The organism is Streptomyces panaciradicis, assembly GCF_023516615.1.
Taxonomy (GTDB): domain Bacteria; phylum Actinomycetota; class Actinomycetes; order Streptomycetales; family Streptomycetaceae; genus Streptomyces; species Streptomyces panaciradicis.
Map to the genome: position 1 here is coordinate 1 of NZ_JAMGBF010000030.1, position 13,788 is coordinate 13,788.

General features: G+C 70.2%; 15 protein-coding genes. 7 read left to right on the forward strand and 8 right to left on the reverse strand.

From position 1 onward, the window contains the following. Both M8J74_RS13095 and M8J74_RS13100 read right to left on the reverse strand, forming a co-directional pair. A partial coding sequence (locus M8J74_RS13095; RefSeq protein WP_249836552.1) for an OsmC family protein occupies positions 1 to 372 on the reverse strand: 372 nt, incomplete at its 3' end. 158 nt (positions 373 to 530) lie between these two features. Beyond that, complete coding sequence (locus M8J74_RS13100) at positions 531 to 1,268, reverse strand: SDR family NAD(P)-dependent oxidoreductase (RefSeq protein ID WP_249836553.1); 738 nt, start codon at positions 1,266 to 1,268, stop codon at positions 531 to 533. A 165-nt stretch (positions 1,269 to 1,433) separates the two neighbouring features. Between M8J74_RS13100 and M8J74_RS13105 the strand changes: the two genes are divergently transcribed. Next, a complete protein-coding gene (locus tag M8J74_RS13105; protein WP_249836554.1) occupies positions 1,434 to 2,090 on the forward strand; it encodes a TetR/AcrR family transcriptional regulator in 657 nt (218 codons plus the stop codon). 160 nt (positions 2,091 to 2,250) lie between these two features. Then, a complete protein-coding gene (locus M8J74_RS13110; protein WP_249836555.1) occupies positions 2,251 to 2,973 on the forward strand; it encodes a sigma-70 family RNA polymerase sigma factor family protein in 723 nt (240 codons plus the stop codon). On the opposite strand, the gene M8J74_RS13115 is transcribed toward M8J74_RS13110, so the two are convergent. The 3 genes from M8J74_RS13115 to M8J74_RS13125 all read right to left on the reverse strand — a co-directional run bounded on the left by M8J74_RS13115 (position 2,927) and on the right by M8J74_RS13125 (position 6,712). Beyond that, the gene (locus M8J74_RS13115; protein WP_249836556.1) at positions 2,927 to 3,931 is read right to left on the reverse strand and encodes a sigma-70 family RNA polymerase sigma factor; all 1,005 of its coding nucleotides are present in this window, start codon (positions 3,929 to 3,931) and stop codon (positions 2,927 to 2,929) included. The genes M8J74_RS13110 and M8J74_RS13115 overlap by 47 nt on opposite strands. Positions 3,932 to 4,117: 186 nt before the next feature. Further along, a complete protein-coding gene (locus M8J74_RS13120; RefSeq protein WP_249836557.1) occupies positions 4,118 to 4,864 on the reverse strand; it encodes an SDR family oxidoreductase in 747 nt (248 codons plus the stop codon). Between the two features lie 117 nt (positions 4,865 to 4,981). Beyond that, the gene (locus M8J74_RS13125; RefSeq protein ID WP_249836558.1) at positions 4,982 to 6,712 is read right to left on the reverse strand and encodes an L-aspartate oxidase; all 1,731 of its coding nucleotides are present in this window, start codon (positions 6,710 to 6,712) and stop codon (positions 4,982 to 4,984) included. A 187-nt stretch (positions 6,713 to 6,899) separates the two neighbouring features. On the opposite strand from M8J74_RS13125, the gene fdxA reads away from it, so the two are divergent. Continuing rightward, entirely contained in the window at positions 6,900 to 7,283 is a 384-nt protein-coding gene (gene fdxA, locus M8J74_RS13130) for a ferredoxin (protein WP_249836559.1), read from the forward strand. A 67-nt stretch (positions 7,284 to 7,350) separates the two neighbouring features. Here the strand turns inward: fdxA and M8J74_RS13135 are convergent, their stop codons facing one another. Continuing rightward, the gene (locus M8J74_RS13135) at positions 7,351 to 8,247 is read right to left on the reverse strand and encodes an RNA polymerase sigma-70 factor (RefSeq protein ID WP_249836560.1); all 897 of its coding nucleotides are present in this window, start codon (positions 8,245 to 8,247) and stop codon (positions 7,351 to 7,353) included. 369 nt (positions 8,248 to 8,616) lie between these two features. Between M8J74_RS13135 and M8J74_RS13140 the strand changes: the two genes are divergently transcribed. Both M8J74_RS13140 and M8J74_RS13145 read left to right on the forward strand, forming a co-directional pair. After that, the gene (locus M8J74_RS13140; RefSeq protein ID WP_249836566.1) at positions 8,617 to 9,003 is read left to right on the forward strand and encodes a cupin domain-containing protein; all 387 of its coding nucleotides are present in this window, start codon (positions 8,617 to 8,619) and stop codon (positions 9,001 to 9,003) included. A gap of 17 nt (positions 9,004 to 9,020) precedes the next feature. Then, complete coding sequence (locus tag M8J74_RS13145; RefSeq protein ID WP_249836561.1) at positions 9,021 to 9,641, forward strand: DUF5134 domain-containing protein; 621 nt, start codon at positions 9,021 to 9,023, stop codon at positions 9,639 to 9,641. 169 nt (positions 9,642 to 9,810) lie between these two features. On the opposite strand, the gene M8J74_RS13150 is transcribed toward M8J74_RS13145, so the two are convergent. Together M8J74_RS13150 and M8J74_RS13155 are read right to left on the reverse strand one after the other, a co-directional pair. Next, the gene (locus M8J74_RS13150) at positions 9,811 to 11,205 is read right to left on the reverse strand and encodes an aldehyde dehydrogenase family protein (protein ID WP_249836562.1); all 1,395 of its coding nucleotides are present in this window, start codon (positions 11,203 to 11,205) and stop codon (positions 9,811 to 9,813) included. Further along, positions 11,205 to 12,305, reverse strand: coding sequence for a phenylacetate--CoA ligase family protein (locus M8J74_RS13155; protein ID WP_249836563.1), 1,101 nt, complete (start codon positions 12,303 to 12,305; stop codon positions 11,205 to 11,207). Before M8J74_RS13155 ends, M8J74_RS13150 begins: the two co-directional genes overlap by 1 nt. A 237-nt stretch (positions 12,306 to 12,542) precedes the next feature. On the opposite strand from M8J74_RS13155, the gene M8J74_RS13160 reads away from it, so the two are divergent. Together M8J74_RS13160 and ilvC are read left to right on the forward strand one after the other, a co-directional pair. Continuing rightward, the gene (locus tag M8J74_RS13160) at positions 12,543 to 13,106 is read left to right on the forward strand and encodes a GNAT family N-acetyltransferase (protein WP_249836564.1); all 564 of its coding nucleotides are present in this window, start codon (positions 12,543 to 12,545) and stop codon (positions 13,104 to 13,106) included. 117 nt (positions 13,107 to 13,223) lie between these two features. Beyond that, positions 13,224 to 13,788, forward strand: a 565-nt coding sequence (ilvC, locus tag M8J74_RS13165) for a ketol-acid reductoisomerase (protein ID WP_249836565.1), incomplete at its 3' end; no start/stop codon positions are given.

The following is a 13,788-nucleotide window of genomic DNA, read 5'->3' on the forward strand; positions in this document are numbered from 1 at the left end:
GGGCACGGTGATGATCGTGACGTCCTTGGTCAGCAGCCGATGGACGGGACAGCGTCCCGCGACCGCGAGGAGCTGGTCCCGCTGTGCGGGGGTCAACTCCCCGACGAGTCCGATGTTCTTGACCACCTGCCCCTGTGCGTCGAAGCGGACCGCGACGTCGACCCGGTCCAAGGGCCATTCGTGGCGCTGCGCGTAGGCCCGCACCGCCATGGACGTGCACGCTCCGAGCGCGGCCAGGAGGAGTTCGCCCGGGGTGGGGCCGGTGTCGGTGCCTACGGGCTCCGGCTCGTCGGCTGTCAGACGGTGTGTACCGATGGCCACGGAGCGCGCGAGCTGCTTTCCTTCGGCCACGGTGACGATGCGCGTGTTCATGCTTGCCTCTCAGCCGAGGTAGGGGCAGAGGCACGACTTGTGCCTCCCGAAGCTCAGACCGTGCGGGGCGCCCGACTGTGACGGCCGGCGTGCCCGTTCCCGGCTGCAAGCAGGGGGTGCGGGGCGGCGGTTGCCGCCCCGCGGGTGACCAGGGTTGATCAGCGGGACTGGTCGGTGGGGCGTACGAGGATCTCGTTGACCGCGACATGGTCGGGCTGTGTGACGGCGTAGACCACCGCGGCCGCGATGTCTTCCGGCTGAAGGGTCCGCATCGACTCGGCCATGGTCTTGACCGCGGCACGCCGGGTGGGGTCCGTGATGTGGTCGGCCAACTCGGTCGAGACGAAGCCGGGCTCCACGACGACGACGCGGACCCCCTGCTCGGTCACCTCTTGACGCAGCGCCTCGGCGAAGGCGTTGACGCCGAACTTGGTGGCGGAGTACACCGCGGCGCCGGCCGAGGAGATACGGCCCGACGTGGAGGAGATCTGGACCACCGCGCCGCGGGAGCGCAGCAGATGAGGCAGCGCGGCGTGCACCGTGTACATGGAGCCCAGCAGGTTGGTCTCCACCATGCGGGTCCACTCCGCGGGATCGGCGCCCAGGACGGGGCCGGTGAGCATGATGCCGGCGTTGTTCACGACGATGTCGAGGGTGCCGAAGCGTTCGACGGTCCGGTCGACGGCCTTGCCTACCGACTCGGGGTCGCTGACGTCCATGTCCAGGACGAGGATCTCCCCGGGCGCTTCCTGCGCCAGAGCTTCGAGCCGGGCGGTCCTGCGGCCACCGACGGCCACGGTGGCCCCCGCCTTGGACAGCGCCAGTGCGGTCGCCCTGCCGATGCCGGACGAGGCGCCGGTGACGAGGACGACCTTGGGGTCGAGAACGGAACTCATGTCAACTCCGAAAGGGATGGTGAGGTGAGACGGGCAGGCCGTGTCGTGTGCGTGGACAGGGCGCCCGAGAAGATGACCGGGGGGTCATGTTGTGCCAGCGTAACACTGAACATGACCACCGAGTCATGTTCAGTGTTAACGTTGTGACACTGAAGGGGAGGTGTCATGAGCGGGAGAACAGCGGCAGTGCAGGCCAGGGCCGACAGCGTGCGCAATCGGCGGCTTCTCCTGCGAGCGGCAACCGAGGCCTTCGCCGAATGCGGGGTGGATGTGTCGATGCACACGATCGCCCAGCGGGCCGGCGTCGCCAAGGGCACGGTATTCCGGCACTTCCCGACGAAGGACGACCTTCTCGCGGCGATCATGATGCAGCTGCTCGACCGGCTGTTCGAGACGGCGGACCGGCTCCTGCGCGCCGATGACGCCGGCCGTGCGCTGAAGGACTTCATGGGCCACGGAATCGGCCTGCTCGCCGCCGACCGCGCGTTCTGCGACGTCATCGGCAAGCCCTCGCTGCAGCACGCCGACGTACGCGAGGCGATCGACCGGCTCTGCGACACCGTCGAGGACCTCACCGCCCGGGCCAGAGAACAAGGAGCCGTCCGTGGTGACATCACCGGAACCGACATCGTGCTGCTCCTCGGCGGCATCCACCAGACCGCCCGGCCGCTGCTGGACCGTGAACCGCAGGCGTGGGAACGCTTCCTGGAGATCGCGTTCGACGGACTGCGGGCCCGCGGCCGCCCGGCCCTGCCGCATCCACCCCCTGCCCAGCTGCGGATGGCCGACCCGTCGGGCGTCTCTGCTCCGACGAAAACGTGACACTAAGTGGCACATCATTGGTGTGTTGTGAAATCATGCCGCAGCTTCTGTCTTGATCAGGCCGGCCGACCAGCCGGGTACGGACAGAAGCGGGTAACGTTTGAGTCATGCCGTTACGGCGGCTGCGGCTCCGGATTCTCGTCGGCGTGGGGGTCGCTCCATGGATCATGTCGTTGGCGCGGTACCGCTCGCCGAGTCGCTCGACGAACGGCGGCACCTGCTGGACGTCGCCTGCCGCGCGCTCGGCAGCCGCGCCGCGGCCGAACGCGTCGTCGACGATGCCTACCGGCGTTGGTACCGCCTCACCGACCCTGAGCGGTTCCGGATGCCGTCCCCTCGCGTCTGGCTCACCCATGTCGTGGGCGAGGCGTGTCTGACGCGACCGGCGCCGGCCTGGCCCGGCGGGGAGGAACGGGAGATCCAGGCCCTGCGGGCGTTGTGCGGCGAGGACGTGGAACCGGTCGATCAGGCCCTGTCGAGTGTGGGTGCGCGACGTGCTCGGCCCGTGTCGGCGCGTCGCGAGCATGAGATCACTGTTGCCGTGCGGCAGGCGTGCAGCGATCAGGACGGCCCCCGACTGCGGTCGCTGCTGGCCCCCGACGCGGTGGCCTTCTTCGACAGTGGCGGCAAGATCCGGGCGCTCACCCGGCCCGTTCGCGGTGACGAGCACGTCGCCCGCAGCTTGTTGGTCCTGCTGGCCGGACAGCGGCGTGTGACCCTGTGCACCGCATCGGTCAACGGGCGTACCGGCCTAGTCGCCCGGTGCGACGGCCAGGTCGCCGCGGTGCTGACGCTGGACATCGCGGACGCGCTGGTCCTTCAGGTCTGGGCGGTTCTCAACCCCGACAAGCTGCGTAGCTGGAACCGCTCCCTTCCAGGGTGAGATCACGTGCCACGGCGTCCACGGGACGCGCGGGAAGGAGCGCGCAGGCGGTGCGGGATCCGAGGAAGGCGGCGATCTTGTCGGGGGTGAACACCCACAGAACCCGGTGGATGCCCCGCCTCGTGGCGGCGATGGTCATGAAGACGGCAGGCCGGCCGTCCCGGTACAGCAGGACCCCGGCGCGCCCGTTGGCCTGCACGGGTGCGATCTCGACCGTCGGCCAGAAGCGTGACGCGGCGGTCGACAGGTTCGCCACCCGGGCAGGACCGACCACGGGTACGCGGGCCGCGCCGCGCAGCCCGTTGCCGTCGGACAGGCTGACCGCGTCGGGTGTCAGGAGCGCCTCCAGCGAGGCCAGGTCCCCTTCCTGGGCGGCCGCGACGAAAGCATCGAGCAGCCTGCGGTGCTCCTGGACGTCGACACTGTCCCGCTCGTCGTCCGTGAGGTGCTTGCGCGCCCTGCTCACGATCTTCCTGGCGTTGACCGGGGTGAGGCGCAGGATCTCCGCGATCTCCGAGTAGCCGTACTCGAAGGCCTCCCTCAGCACGTAGGCGGCCCGTTCGGTGGGGGTGAGCTTCTGCAGGACGAGAAGCAGGGCGAGTTCCAGGGCCTCGGCGCGTTCGGCGCCGGCCACCGCGTCGATGCTGGTGTCGATGGGTTCGGGCAGCCAGGGCCCGATATAGGTCTCGCGGCGCACGCGGGCGGACTGCGCCACGTTGATGGCCAGCCTCGTCGTCGTGCTCGACAGGAACGCCGCAGGGCTGTGCACCGCCGAACGGTCGGTCCGCTGCCAGCGCAGCCACGCCTCCTGCACGACGTCCTCGGCTTCCGTCGCGCTGCCCAGGACGCGGTAGGCGATACCGAAGAGCCGGGGCCTCAGTTCCACGAAGGTGGTAACGGCTTCGGCGAGGTTCCTGTCCGCGGGGGGTGCCTCTGTGGGGGGTGCCTCTGGATACATGTCCCTCTGACTCCATTCCTCCGGGGCCCGGGTTGTCGGAATACGGCCACGAGGCGCTCACAGACCCGGCGACCGTCTCCCTCTCAACGACCGGGCTACCGAGGACGCTGTGACAGTGACTTCTGAGGCTCAAAAATGGGCCTGTCGTTCCACGGGGCGTGGAACGACAGGCCCATGAAGACGCGCCTACCGCTGCTGGGCGAGCCAGTCGACGAATCGGGTCTCGCCGGTGCGGGCGTCGGGGCCGGGAAGGAGCGTGGTCTCCTGCAACTCGGCGCCGAAGTACCGGGCGTGCACGTCGGCGACGACCGTACGCGGGTCGTTCTTGGCGGCCAGACCCTTGCGGATCAGCTCGTCCAGCTGGAAGGTGTCGGGACCGGCCACCTCGACCACACCGTTGACCGGCGCGCCCACGGCGGTGCGGCCCACGGTGGCGGCGACGTCGTCCGAATAGACGGGCTGGATCTTCACCGGGGCCAGCTTGACGGTGTCACCCTCGGTCGCCGACTCGGCGATGCCCTTCATGAACTCGAAGAACTGCGTGGCATGCACGATCGACCACGGGATCCCGGAGGCTTTGATCAGTTCCTCCTGCGCCTGCTTGGCACGGAAGTAGCCGCTCTCCTGGAGCCGTTCCGTACCCACCACCGACAGAGCGACGTGGTGGGTGACACCGGCGTTCGCCTCAGCCTTGAGGAGGTTGGTGGTGGAAGTGCGGAAGAACTCCATGACGGCGTCGTCCGCGAAGGAGGGCGCGTTGGAGACGTCGATGACGACGGCCGCGCCCTCCAGCACCTCGGCCAGGCCCTCGCCCGTCAGCGTGTTGACGCCGGTGTTCGGGGCGGCCGCCACCGCCTCGTGGCCGTGTTCGCTGAGCTTGCTGACCACCTTCGAGCCGATCAGTCCGGTGCCGCCGATCACTACGACCTTCATGGGACGTTCCTTTCACTCATTCTCATCTGCCACCCGCACGGGATATGACCGGGAATTGATCGGCGCTGTGACAGTTTTCCTGAAATTACGGAAATCTCTTCTCGGACAGGGAGATTCCTACTCGACGAGCTTTCCGTCCGCCGAGACGTCCTCCATCAGGGCCGCGATCTCGTCGGGGACAGGGCTGATGGGCTCGCGGGTGATGCCGTCGGTCGGGGACCAGACGAGGTTCACCTGCAGCGCGGGATCCATGTCGGGGTAGTCGCTGCGGTTGTGGCATCCGCGCGTCTCGCGCCGCTCCAGCGCCGCTTCCAGCGTGGCCCGCGCCGCCAGTGCCGACGACTTGAGGTCGAAGGCGTGGGCGAGGTCCTGGAAGCCCGCGATGTCCGGATGGACGCCGACGTCCTCCATGCGCTTCTCGATGGCATCCAGCTCCGCCAGCCCGGTGCGCAGCCCCTCCTCGTCACGGACCACGCCCGCGTGCTCGGTCATGGTGTTGCGGATCGCGCGCTGCAGGGCGCGCACGTTCTCGGGTCCGTCCGCGGCGAGCAGGTCGTCGACCTCCGCACGGGCCTGGGCCACCGCGGCGGCCGAGCGCGGCTGCGCGGTGAGGGACTCCGAGTAGGCGGCGGCCGCCTGTCCGGTGATGCGGCCGTACACCAGCAGCTCGATGAGGCTGTTGCCGCCGAGCCGGTTGGCGCCGTGCAGTCCGCTGGAGGCCTCACCGATGGCGTACAGCCCCCGCACGTCCGTGCTGTGGTCCTCGGGGCGGACCCACACACCGCCCATCGAGTAGTGCGCGGTGGGCGCGACTTCGATGGGATCCCGGGTGATGTCCAGCATCTGGAGGTCCAGCAGTGTCTGGTAGACGCGGGGGAGCCGGTTCATGATGGTCTGCCGGGGCAGGTGGGAGACGTCCAGCCACACCCCGCCGTTGGGGGTGCCGCGGCCTTCCTTGATCTCGGTGTAGGAGGCGAGGGCGACCCGGTCGCGGGTGGACAGTTCCATGCGTACGGGGTCGTAGCGGTTCATGTACCGCTCGCCGAGCGCGTTGCGCAGGATGCCGCCCTCGCCGCGGGCTGCCTCGCTCACCAGGGTCCCCGCCGCGTTCTCCGGCTCGATGATCCCGGAGGGGTGGAACTGGACGAGTTCCGGGTCGCGCAGCCGGGCTCCGGCCTCCGCGGCCAGCCGGAAGGAGTCACCGGTGTTCTCGTCGCGCCGTGAGGAGGTGCGCCGCCAGATCCGGGTGTGCCCGCCGGCCGCGAGGATGACGGCGTCCGCGTGCACGAGGTAGCGCCTGCCGTCGGCAAGGCCGAAGCCGTAGGCGCCGAAGACGGCGCCGTCGTGGACCAGGAGACGGGTGATGTAGACGTTGTCGAGCACCGGTATGTCCAGCTGGTTCGCGCGCCGGATGAGCGTGCGCTGGATCTCCAGGCCCGTGTAGTCGCCCGCGAAGGCGGTGCGGCGGAACTTGTGGGCGCCGAAGAAGCGCTGGGAGATCCGGCCGTCCTCCTCCCGGGCGAAGGCCATGCCGTAGCGCTCCAGGTCGTCGATGCCGAGGGCGGCTCCCCGGGTGACGATCTCGGCGGTGCGGGGGTCACCGAGAAGGTAGCTCTCCTTGAGGGTGTCGGCGGCGTGCTGCTGCCAGGTGTCCTCGGGGTCCATCGTGGCCAGGGCCGCATTGATCCCGCCGGCGGCGAGAGAGGTGTGGGTGTCCTCCTTGGGCCGCTTGCCGACCGCGAGGACATCGACGCCGGCCTCGGCCAGCTCGATGGCCGCGCGCAGGCCCGCTCCGCCGGTGCCGATCACCAGCACTGTGGTGGACAGACGTTGTTCGGTGGCAACCACGGTTGCTCCCATCGCTCGGGGTGGTCACCTGCTACGACCAGGTGGAGTGACGGTTTGTGACACCGCCGCCCGGGCTCGCCTGTCGGTGTCACACCTCGGCGGCCGGGCCGGTCATACCGCACACAGGCCGGGCGCACGAAGGCCGTGCGGTCCACAACCGCCGGCCGGCGAAGGGGAGGTGGGGACGATGACCTACGTCATCGCGGAGCCGTGCGTCGACGTCAAGGACCGGGCGTGTGTGATCGAGTGCCCGGTCGACTGCATCTACGAGGGCGAGCGGACGCTGTACATCAATCCCTGGGAGTGCGTCGACTGCCACGCCTGCGAGCCGGTCTGCCCGGTCGAGGCCGTCTTCCACGAGGACGACCTGCCGGCACGGTGGGCGCAGTACCGGTCCGTGAACGCCGACTACTTCCGCGACGCGCCGGTGGAGGGCACCGGGCGGGCCGCGCGGGCCGACCATCCCTTGGTCGCGGCCCTGCCCCCGCAGCACGCGGTCAAGAACGACCTGTCCGGATTCGCCGCCCGCAAGGAGGAGGTCGTCGACGCCGAGCTGTGGTTCCCGTGGTGAACTGCCCCGGGCCCGGGGCGGCTGACCGGCGGGTCAGGCACCCAGGGACGGCGTGCAGGGGTGCCTGTCAGGCCCCCAGGGACAGGACGTAGGGGTTGAGCTTTGCAGGGTTCATCACCCACATGACGCGCTCGATGCCGGCCTCGGACGCGTCGACGCACAGCAGGGCCACCGGGGCGTTGTCCCGTGTGACGAGCACGGCGGGCCGGCCGTTGGCCTCGACGAACCGGGTCTCGGCATCCGGCCAGAACCGCGGTGCGAAGGCAGCCAGGTAACGAGAGACGTGATCGCGGCCGATGACGGGGATCCTGGACGCGCCGCGGATGCCGCCGCCGTCCGAGTAGCTGACGACGTCCGAGGTCAGCAAATCCTCCAGGGTGGCGAGATCTCCCGTGCGCGCGGCGGAGAGGAAGCCTTCGAGCAGACGCCGGTGGGCCGCGGGGCTGACGCGCTCCTTGCGCTCGGCGCCCAGGTGCTTGCGCGCCCGGCTGACCAGCTGCCGGGCGTTCGCGTCGCTGGTCTCCAGTATGTCGGCGACCCGCTGGTAGGGGTAGTCGAACGCCTCCCTCAGCACGTAGGCGGCGCGCTCGATCGGGTTGAGCTTCTCCATCAGCAACAGCACCGCCAGCTCGACCGCCTCGGCGTGTTCCGCCCCCAGGTGCGGGTCCTGGGTGGTGTCGACCGGCTCGGGGAGCCAAGGCCCGACGTAGGACTCCCGGCGTACCCGCGCGGACTGGGCCAGGTTGATCGCGAGCCGGGTGGTGACCGTGGTCAGGAAGGCGGCTGGTTCATGGATCTGCGCGCGGTCGGTGTTCTGCCATCGCAGCCAGGCGTCCTGGACGATGTCCTCCGCCTCGACGGCACTGCCGAGGATGCGGTATGCGATGCCGAACAACCGGGGTCTGGCCGAGAGGAAGTCGTCGAGACCGCGGTCGAACATGTCGGGGTGGGCGCCAGCGCGCATGGATCGTCCCTTCTGGCTTTGCGCCCTACATGCTACGCGCGAGGGGGGAGGGTACGCGCTGCGGGCCGCAGCTGCCCACGCTATCTCTTTCGCGATCCCCGATCACACGGTGGCAATCGTCGCGCCCGATCCGCCGGATTTGCCCCCTGGACCACTGACCGCCCCATGCTCCGCAAGACCGCGGTCGACGGGCGAAAGGACTGTGCGAGGACGCCGGTTGTCACACATGCGCCCGGTCTCCGGTCACCAGTGACGAACGATGTTCACGCCTACGGAAGGTGCAACACAGTGTCGGACAACATGACAGCACACGACCACTCCGCCCACGGCCACCACGGGCACGGCGACCAGGAGGGGACCGCCGGCTGGATGACGGCGGCGAAGGTACTCCAGGACGCCCGACCGTTCACCGTTCCGGAGGGGGCGTCGGCGATGACGATTCTCGTCGAGTGGGAGCCGGGCGACCCGGGCACGCCCCCGCACCGGCACTCCGGCCCCGCCTTCGGCTATGTCGTCGAGGGCGCGGTCCGTTTCGAGCTCGAGGGCGAGCCCGAGCGCGTGGTGGAGGCCGGCGGCACCTTCTGGGAGCCCGGCGGAGACGCCATCCACTACCAGGACGGCAACGCGCTTTCCGACGCGCGGACACGGTTCGTGGTGACCATGATGTGTGCTCCGGGCAAGCCCATGCTGGAACTGGTCGACGAGAAGGAACTGGCAGAGCGCGCCCACCTGCGGGCACCGCGCCCCACCGCCTGATCGGGCACGGACCCGGCATGGGCACGCCCGTCGTTCTGGTGCACTGCCTGCTGACGCTGCTGTTCGTGGCGGTGCTCCTGCAGGGGGCGGCGCGGGGCGTCGGGTCACCCGGGATCGCGGTCGGAGTCCGGGTGGACCGCATGCTGGGCGCCGCCATGGCCGTGTCCATGGCGGCGATGCCCTGGATCGACGTCCGCGCGGGGCACGCTGCCGTCGTCGGCGGCTTCTTCACCGCCGGCGCGGTGTGGTTTCTCCTACCGGTAGGCGGCCGGGGGGCCGGGAGGACGGCGACGATGACCCGCCGGCTGCCGCATGCGGCCGGTATGGCCGCGATGGCCTGGATGCTGCGCGTGCCGCACACCGGGACCGGACCGGCGCACGCACACCTCGGGTCGGCCGCGCACTCCACCGGGCCCGGCGCTCTGGGCGACGGTGCCCCTATCGGCGGCTCCGTGATCACGCTGTCGCTGGCGTCCTGTCTGCTGGCGTACGCGTTGTGGTCGCTGACCCGCCCCATGCCTTCGCTGCGCTCGGCCGTGAGCGCGGCGCGCCGTGCCGCGGCGGCGATGCCGTCACGGCATGTGGGTGATGGGGCGATGGCGCTCGGTACGGCCGTGATGCTGGTCCTGCCCCACTGAGCGCGGGACGAAAAGCGGGCGCGCTCCGGCACGGCGAGGGCGCGGTGGTCCGCGGTCACCCAGCGAGTGACCGCGGACCACCGCGCCGGACGGCCGGAGCGCCGCTCGTCGCCCTACCCATGGGGCGGACGCGCTCATGGCAGGCCCGTGCCCAGCCGGCGAGCGCCGTTCAGGACGGGCCCTCGTACACCGCCTTGCTCCGCATCAGGAAGTCGGAGAGATAGCTGTCGTGAGGGACGCCCGGCGCCATCCAGTGGGTCGGCTGATCGCCGAAGTACACGTTGGCGATGCTGGGCTCCGCGACCAGGGCCTCCCACAGCTCCCGGTCCCGGGTCAACGCCGACAGCACGAGCGTGTCTCGCAGCGGCGCCATCCCGTCCGTGCGGGTCCAGGGGGCGATCCACACGCAGGGGAAGGGCAGTTCGGTACGCAGTTGCGGGACTCGGGCGCTCGCGGTCTGGTGCACGGCGGGGCGCAGGACGGCGCTGCCGTCCCCGAGGTCGTCGGCGATCCCGTCGCCGCCGAGCCAGGCGCGCGTCCCGGCCGCCACCGTTTTCAGATATGCGCTGAGGGCTCGCGCCCGCTCCTGCGGACACACCGGCAGGCAGGCCCTTTCATCCTGCGGCGGAAGGCTGGGCAGGACGGCCAGACGTGCCGCGAGGGCTTCGGCGAGCGGGGCCGGGTCGCCCTCGACGAGGATGGCGGTGGCGTTGACGCACGCGGTGCCGCTCTCGCCGGCAACGGAGGCGACGAGGGCGTCCAGGTGGTCACGCCAGCCGGTGTCCGCGGTGATGAGGATCTTCGACCGTCCCGGCCCCTGCGGCAGGATTCTCGCGTCGTGCGCGTACTTGGTCACCACGTCGTCGCCGCCGTAGACCACGGCCAGGTCCGCGCCGTGGACGAGCGTGTCGGCGGTCGCGTGGTCGGTGGGCAGCAGCATGAGCTGGTCGTCCCGGATTCCCGCCTGACGCAGTGCCGCGACGAGCCGGTAGGGGGTGAAGGGCTCGCGCCGGGACGGGCGCACGACGACGCGATAACCCAGCGCCAGTGCCTCCAGCCAGACCCGGTGCACGCCGGGGTGGTTGCCGGACGCATTGACGGCGAACACGTCGCCCTTACGCGCCCACACCGTGTGCGTCTCATGCAGGACGGGGTCGCTGAGGTCGCGGGCGGTGCCGCGCGGCCTTCCACGGTCGGCGGACGAGACGGCGTGCCGCACGAAGTGCGCCGTTCCCCGGGTCGCGGCGCGCACCACGGCGAGCGGCGTGCCCGACGTTCGGCTGACGTGACGCTCGTATTCCCGGAGGCTCAAGCCCCCCACGGTGCCCGCGGCGAAGGCCTCCCCGGCGGTCGCGAACACGCTCTCCAGGTCGGCCGCGGCGATCGGCGGCGCTTGGTGCAGGGCGTCGATCGCCCGAGCCGCGTACAGCGGGGGAACCAGACTCAGCCGCGCGATCGGGGCACCGGCAACGTCGGTCACCGTGCTCGGCACACGTGTGCGGTAGGTGCCTTGCGGGCCCAGGGCGTCGAGGTGCAGCGGCTCGGTGGTCGGTACGGGGGCCATCAGTAGACCCCCTCGATGACCGTCTCGCCCTCGACCGCGGGAAGCGGCGCGACGTCGGCGACGGCGTCCCCGGCCTGGCCTTCAGCCGGGCGGACCCGCAACGCGGTGTCCCGCTCCCAGTTGTTGGGGATCAGCATGGACTTGCTGACGTGGCTCATGACCACCTGGCCCCGCTCGCCCTCGGGCACTTGTTGCCCGGTGTCGGGATCCACGACGCTCAGGAAGACGTAGGGCGAGACGGGGTCGAACACACACGGCTCCGACGCCATGAGACCGACCCGCTCCAGAAGCGCGGTGAGCATCATGGTGTTGCCGTACATGCCGATCAGGGGCACGTCGGGAAACACCTCGGTCCGCAACAGGTCCCGGGTGTCGGGATCCATGTGGGTGCCGCCCCAGATGATCGCCTGGGCGTTGCCGTTGATGACCTCCACGAGGTCGCTGTCCCGGGCGAAGCGCTCCAGCATCGGGGTGGTGGCGGCTATGACACCGATGTCCTGACCGAGCAGGATGCGCCGGCACTGGTCCACGAGATGGTCGGTGTAGGCGTCGACCTCGTCGTGACGTCCCGCGGCGACGAGCTTCTTGACCCAGCGGGGGTCCATGTCGACCCCCAGCCCGGGGCTGTCGAGACGTGCCGCGGCCCGTTGCAGCACATCGCCCACGAGGTGCGGGCCGGTCGGCGCCACGGTCAGCCACAGTGTGCCGACGGGCAGTGCGTGGTCCCGGAGTTGGCGGGTCACCTGCTCGCTGCCGTGCCGCGCCCAGTCGTCCATCTGCACGACCCGCTTGGGTGCCCCGGTCGTGCCGCCGCTTTCGAACACATGCAGCGGTCGGGCCTGCGGACCGTAGCCGCGGGGGACGAGATCGGACACCCGCACATCGCGCAGCTCGTCCGTCAGATCGGGAAAGAGCGCCAGGTCCGCCACGCCCTTGACGTCGCGGCGGGGGTCGAAACCGAGCCGGTCGACCCGTTCCAACCAGTACCGGGACCCCGTCTCGGGAGCGAAGTGCCACTGCATGGCCGCCCTGACGTAGTCGTCGGGATCCACCCCGTCGAAGGGGCCGGCGTCCAGAACGCTGAATGAGCCGATCGGCATGGAACCGCCTTTCTCGAAGTCGCTGAGGGCGGACTCGTGAGAGCCGCGCGTCCCGGGCGGTCCCGCGGGCCCGACCCGTTCTCGGAGAGAAGACCGAGGGGTGCAGGCGTATGTGACAGTCCCACAGAAACGCGGCGGCGCCCCTGGCACCGCCACACGTCACAACGGTCCGTGCCTCCCGGTCTGATGACTGGGCTGAAGCCGACCGGCGGTGTGCCGAGGGCGAGGGAGAGGGACATGCGACAGGGACTGCGGATCGTGCGCGTCGACCAGGACGACCAGCCCCGTGTGGCCGCTCTGCACCGCCGGTGCTCCGCCGCCGCCCGGTGGCACCGCTACCACCGGGCCATGGGCGACCCCGACACCTACCTGGGGCCGCTGCTGTCCCGACCGCACTCGGTGCACCTGGCGGTGCAGGACTCGCGAGACCGGCTCGTCGCGATAGGTCATCTGCTGGCGGACGACGGTGACGCCGAGGCAGCGCTGCTGGTGGAGGACACCTGGCAGAACAGGGGGCTGGGCACCCGGCTCCTGGAAGAACTCGGCCTGTTCGCCGTCGTGTTGGGCGTACCGGAGGTCTACGGCGTCATCCACCCCGACGACGCTCGCATGGCGGCCGTGCTGCACCGCACCGGCGTTCCGCTGCGCACGGTCCTGGAGACGGGCAGTGCGACGACGGTCCGGGCCCGGACGCAGGACATCGGCCTCGCCCTCGCCTGCTCGCCAGGGGGGCGTGGGGGGTGGCGACGCGGTGCGCGGGTTCTGCGGCGCTCCTTCGAGGATGCATCGCCTACAGGGTGAACCCGCATAGTGCAATACGTGTGACAACATTGGATGAGATAGTGTTTTCTCAGTCGCTCGACGGCGGGCGTTTCGCCCCGCGGTTCGATGCGGGCGGCTACGAGCGAGGGGATTGCCATGGCCGAGCTGTTCTATGACACCGACGCCGATCTGTCCATCATCCAGGGCCGCAGGGTCGCGGTCATCGGTTACGGAAGCCAGGGTCATGCCCATGCGCTGTCGCTGCGTGATTCGGGTGTGGACGTGCGCGTGGGGCTGCACGAGGGTTCCAAGTCCCGGACGAAGGCCGAGGAGCAGGGCCTGCGTGTGGTGACGGTGGCGGAAGCTGCCGCCGAGGCCGACGTGATCATGCTCCTCGTCCCGGACCCGCTCCAGGGCGAGATCTACGAGCAGCGCATCGCCCCGAACCTGAAGGACGGCGACGCGCTGTTCTTCGGGCATGGCTTCAACATCCGCTTCGGCTTCATCAAGCCGCCGGCGAACGTGGACGTGTGCATGGTCGCCCCCAAGGGCCCGGGACACCTGGTGCGTCGCCAGTACGAGGAGGGCCGCGGCGTTCCGTGTCTGGTGGCGGTCGAGCAGGACGCCACAGGAAGCGCCTTCCCGATGGCCCTGTCGTACGCCAAGGGCATCGGTGGCACCCGTGCGGGTGTCATCAGGACGACCTTCACCGAGGAGACCG

Coding starts and splice junctions, on each gene's coding strand:
- M8J74_RS13155 (WP_249836563.1), bottom strand. CDS start 12,305: ATGCCGATCGGCTCATTCAGCGTTCTGGACGCCGGCCCCTTCGACGGG.
- M8J74_RS13110 (WP_249836555.1), top strand. CDS start 2,251: ATGGATCATGTCGTTGGCGCGGTACCGCTCGCCGAGTCGCTCGACGAA.
- M8J74_RS13145 (WP_249836561.1), top strand. CDS start 9,021: ATGGGCACGCCCGTCGTTCTGGTGCACTGCCTGCTGACGCTGCTGTTC.
- M8J74_RS13100 (WP_249836553.1), bottom strand. CDS start 1,268: ATGAGTTCCGTTCTCGACCCCAAGGTCGTCCTCGTCACCGGCGCCTCG.
- M8J74_RS13105 (WP_249836554.1), top strand. CDS start 1,434: ATGAGCGGGAGAACAGCGGCAGTGCAGGCCAGGGCCGACAGCGTGCGC.
- M8J74_RS13150 (WP_249836562.1), bottom strand. CDS start 11,205: ATGGCCCCCGTACCGACCACCGAGCCGCTGCACCTCGACGCCCTGGGC.
- M8J74_RS13140 (WP_249836566.1), top strand. CDS start 8,617: ATGACGGCGGCGAAGGTACTCCAGGACGCCCGACCGTTCACCGTTCCG.
- M8J74_RS13115 (WP_249836556.1), bottom strand. CDS start 3,931: ATGTATCCAGAGGCACCCCCCACAGAGGCACCCCCCGCGGACAGGAAC.
- fdxA (WP_249836559.1), top strand. CDS start 6,900: ATGACCTACGTCATCGCGGAGCCGTGCGTCGACGTCAAGGACCGGGCG.
- M8J74_RS13120 (WP_249836557.1), bottom strand. CDS start 4,864: ATGAAGGTCGTAGTGATCGGCGGCACCGGACTGATCGGCTCGAAGGTG.
- M8J74_RS13135 (WP_249836560.1), bottom strand. CDS start 8,247: ATGCGCGCTGGCGCCCACCCCGACATGTTCGACCGCGGTCTCGACGAC.
- M8J74_RS13160 (WP_249836564.1), top strand. CDS start 12,543: ATGCGACAGGGACTGCGGATCGTGCGCGTCGACCAGGACGACCAGCCC.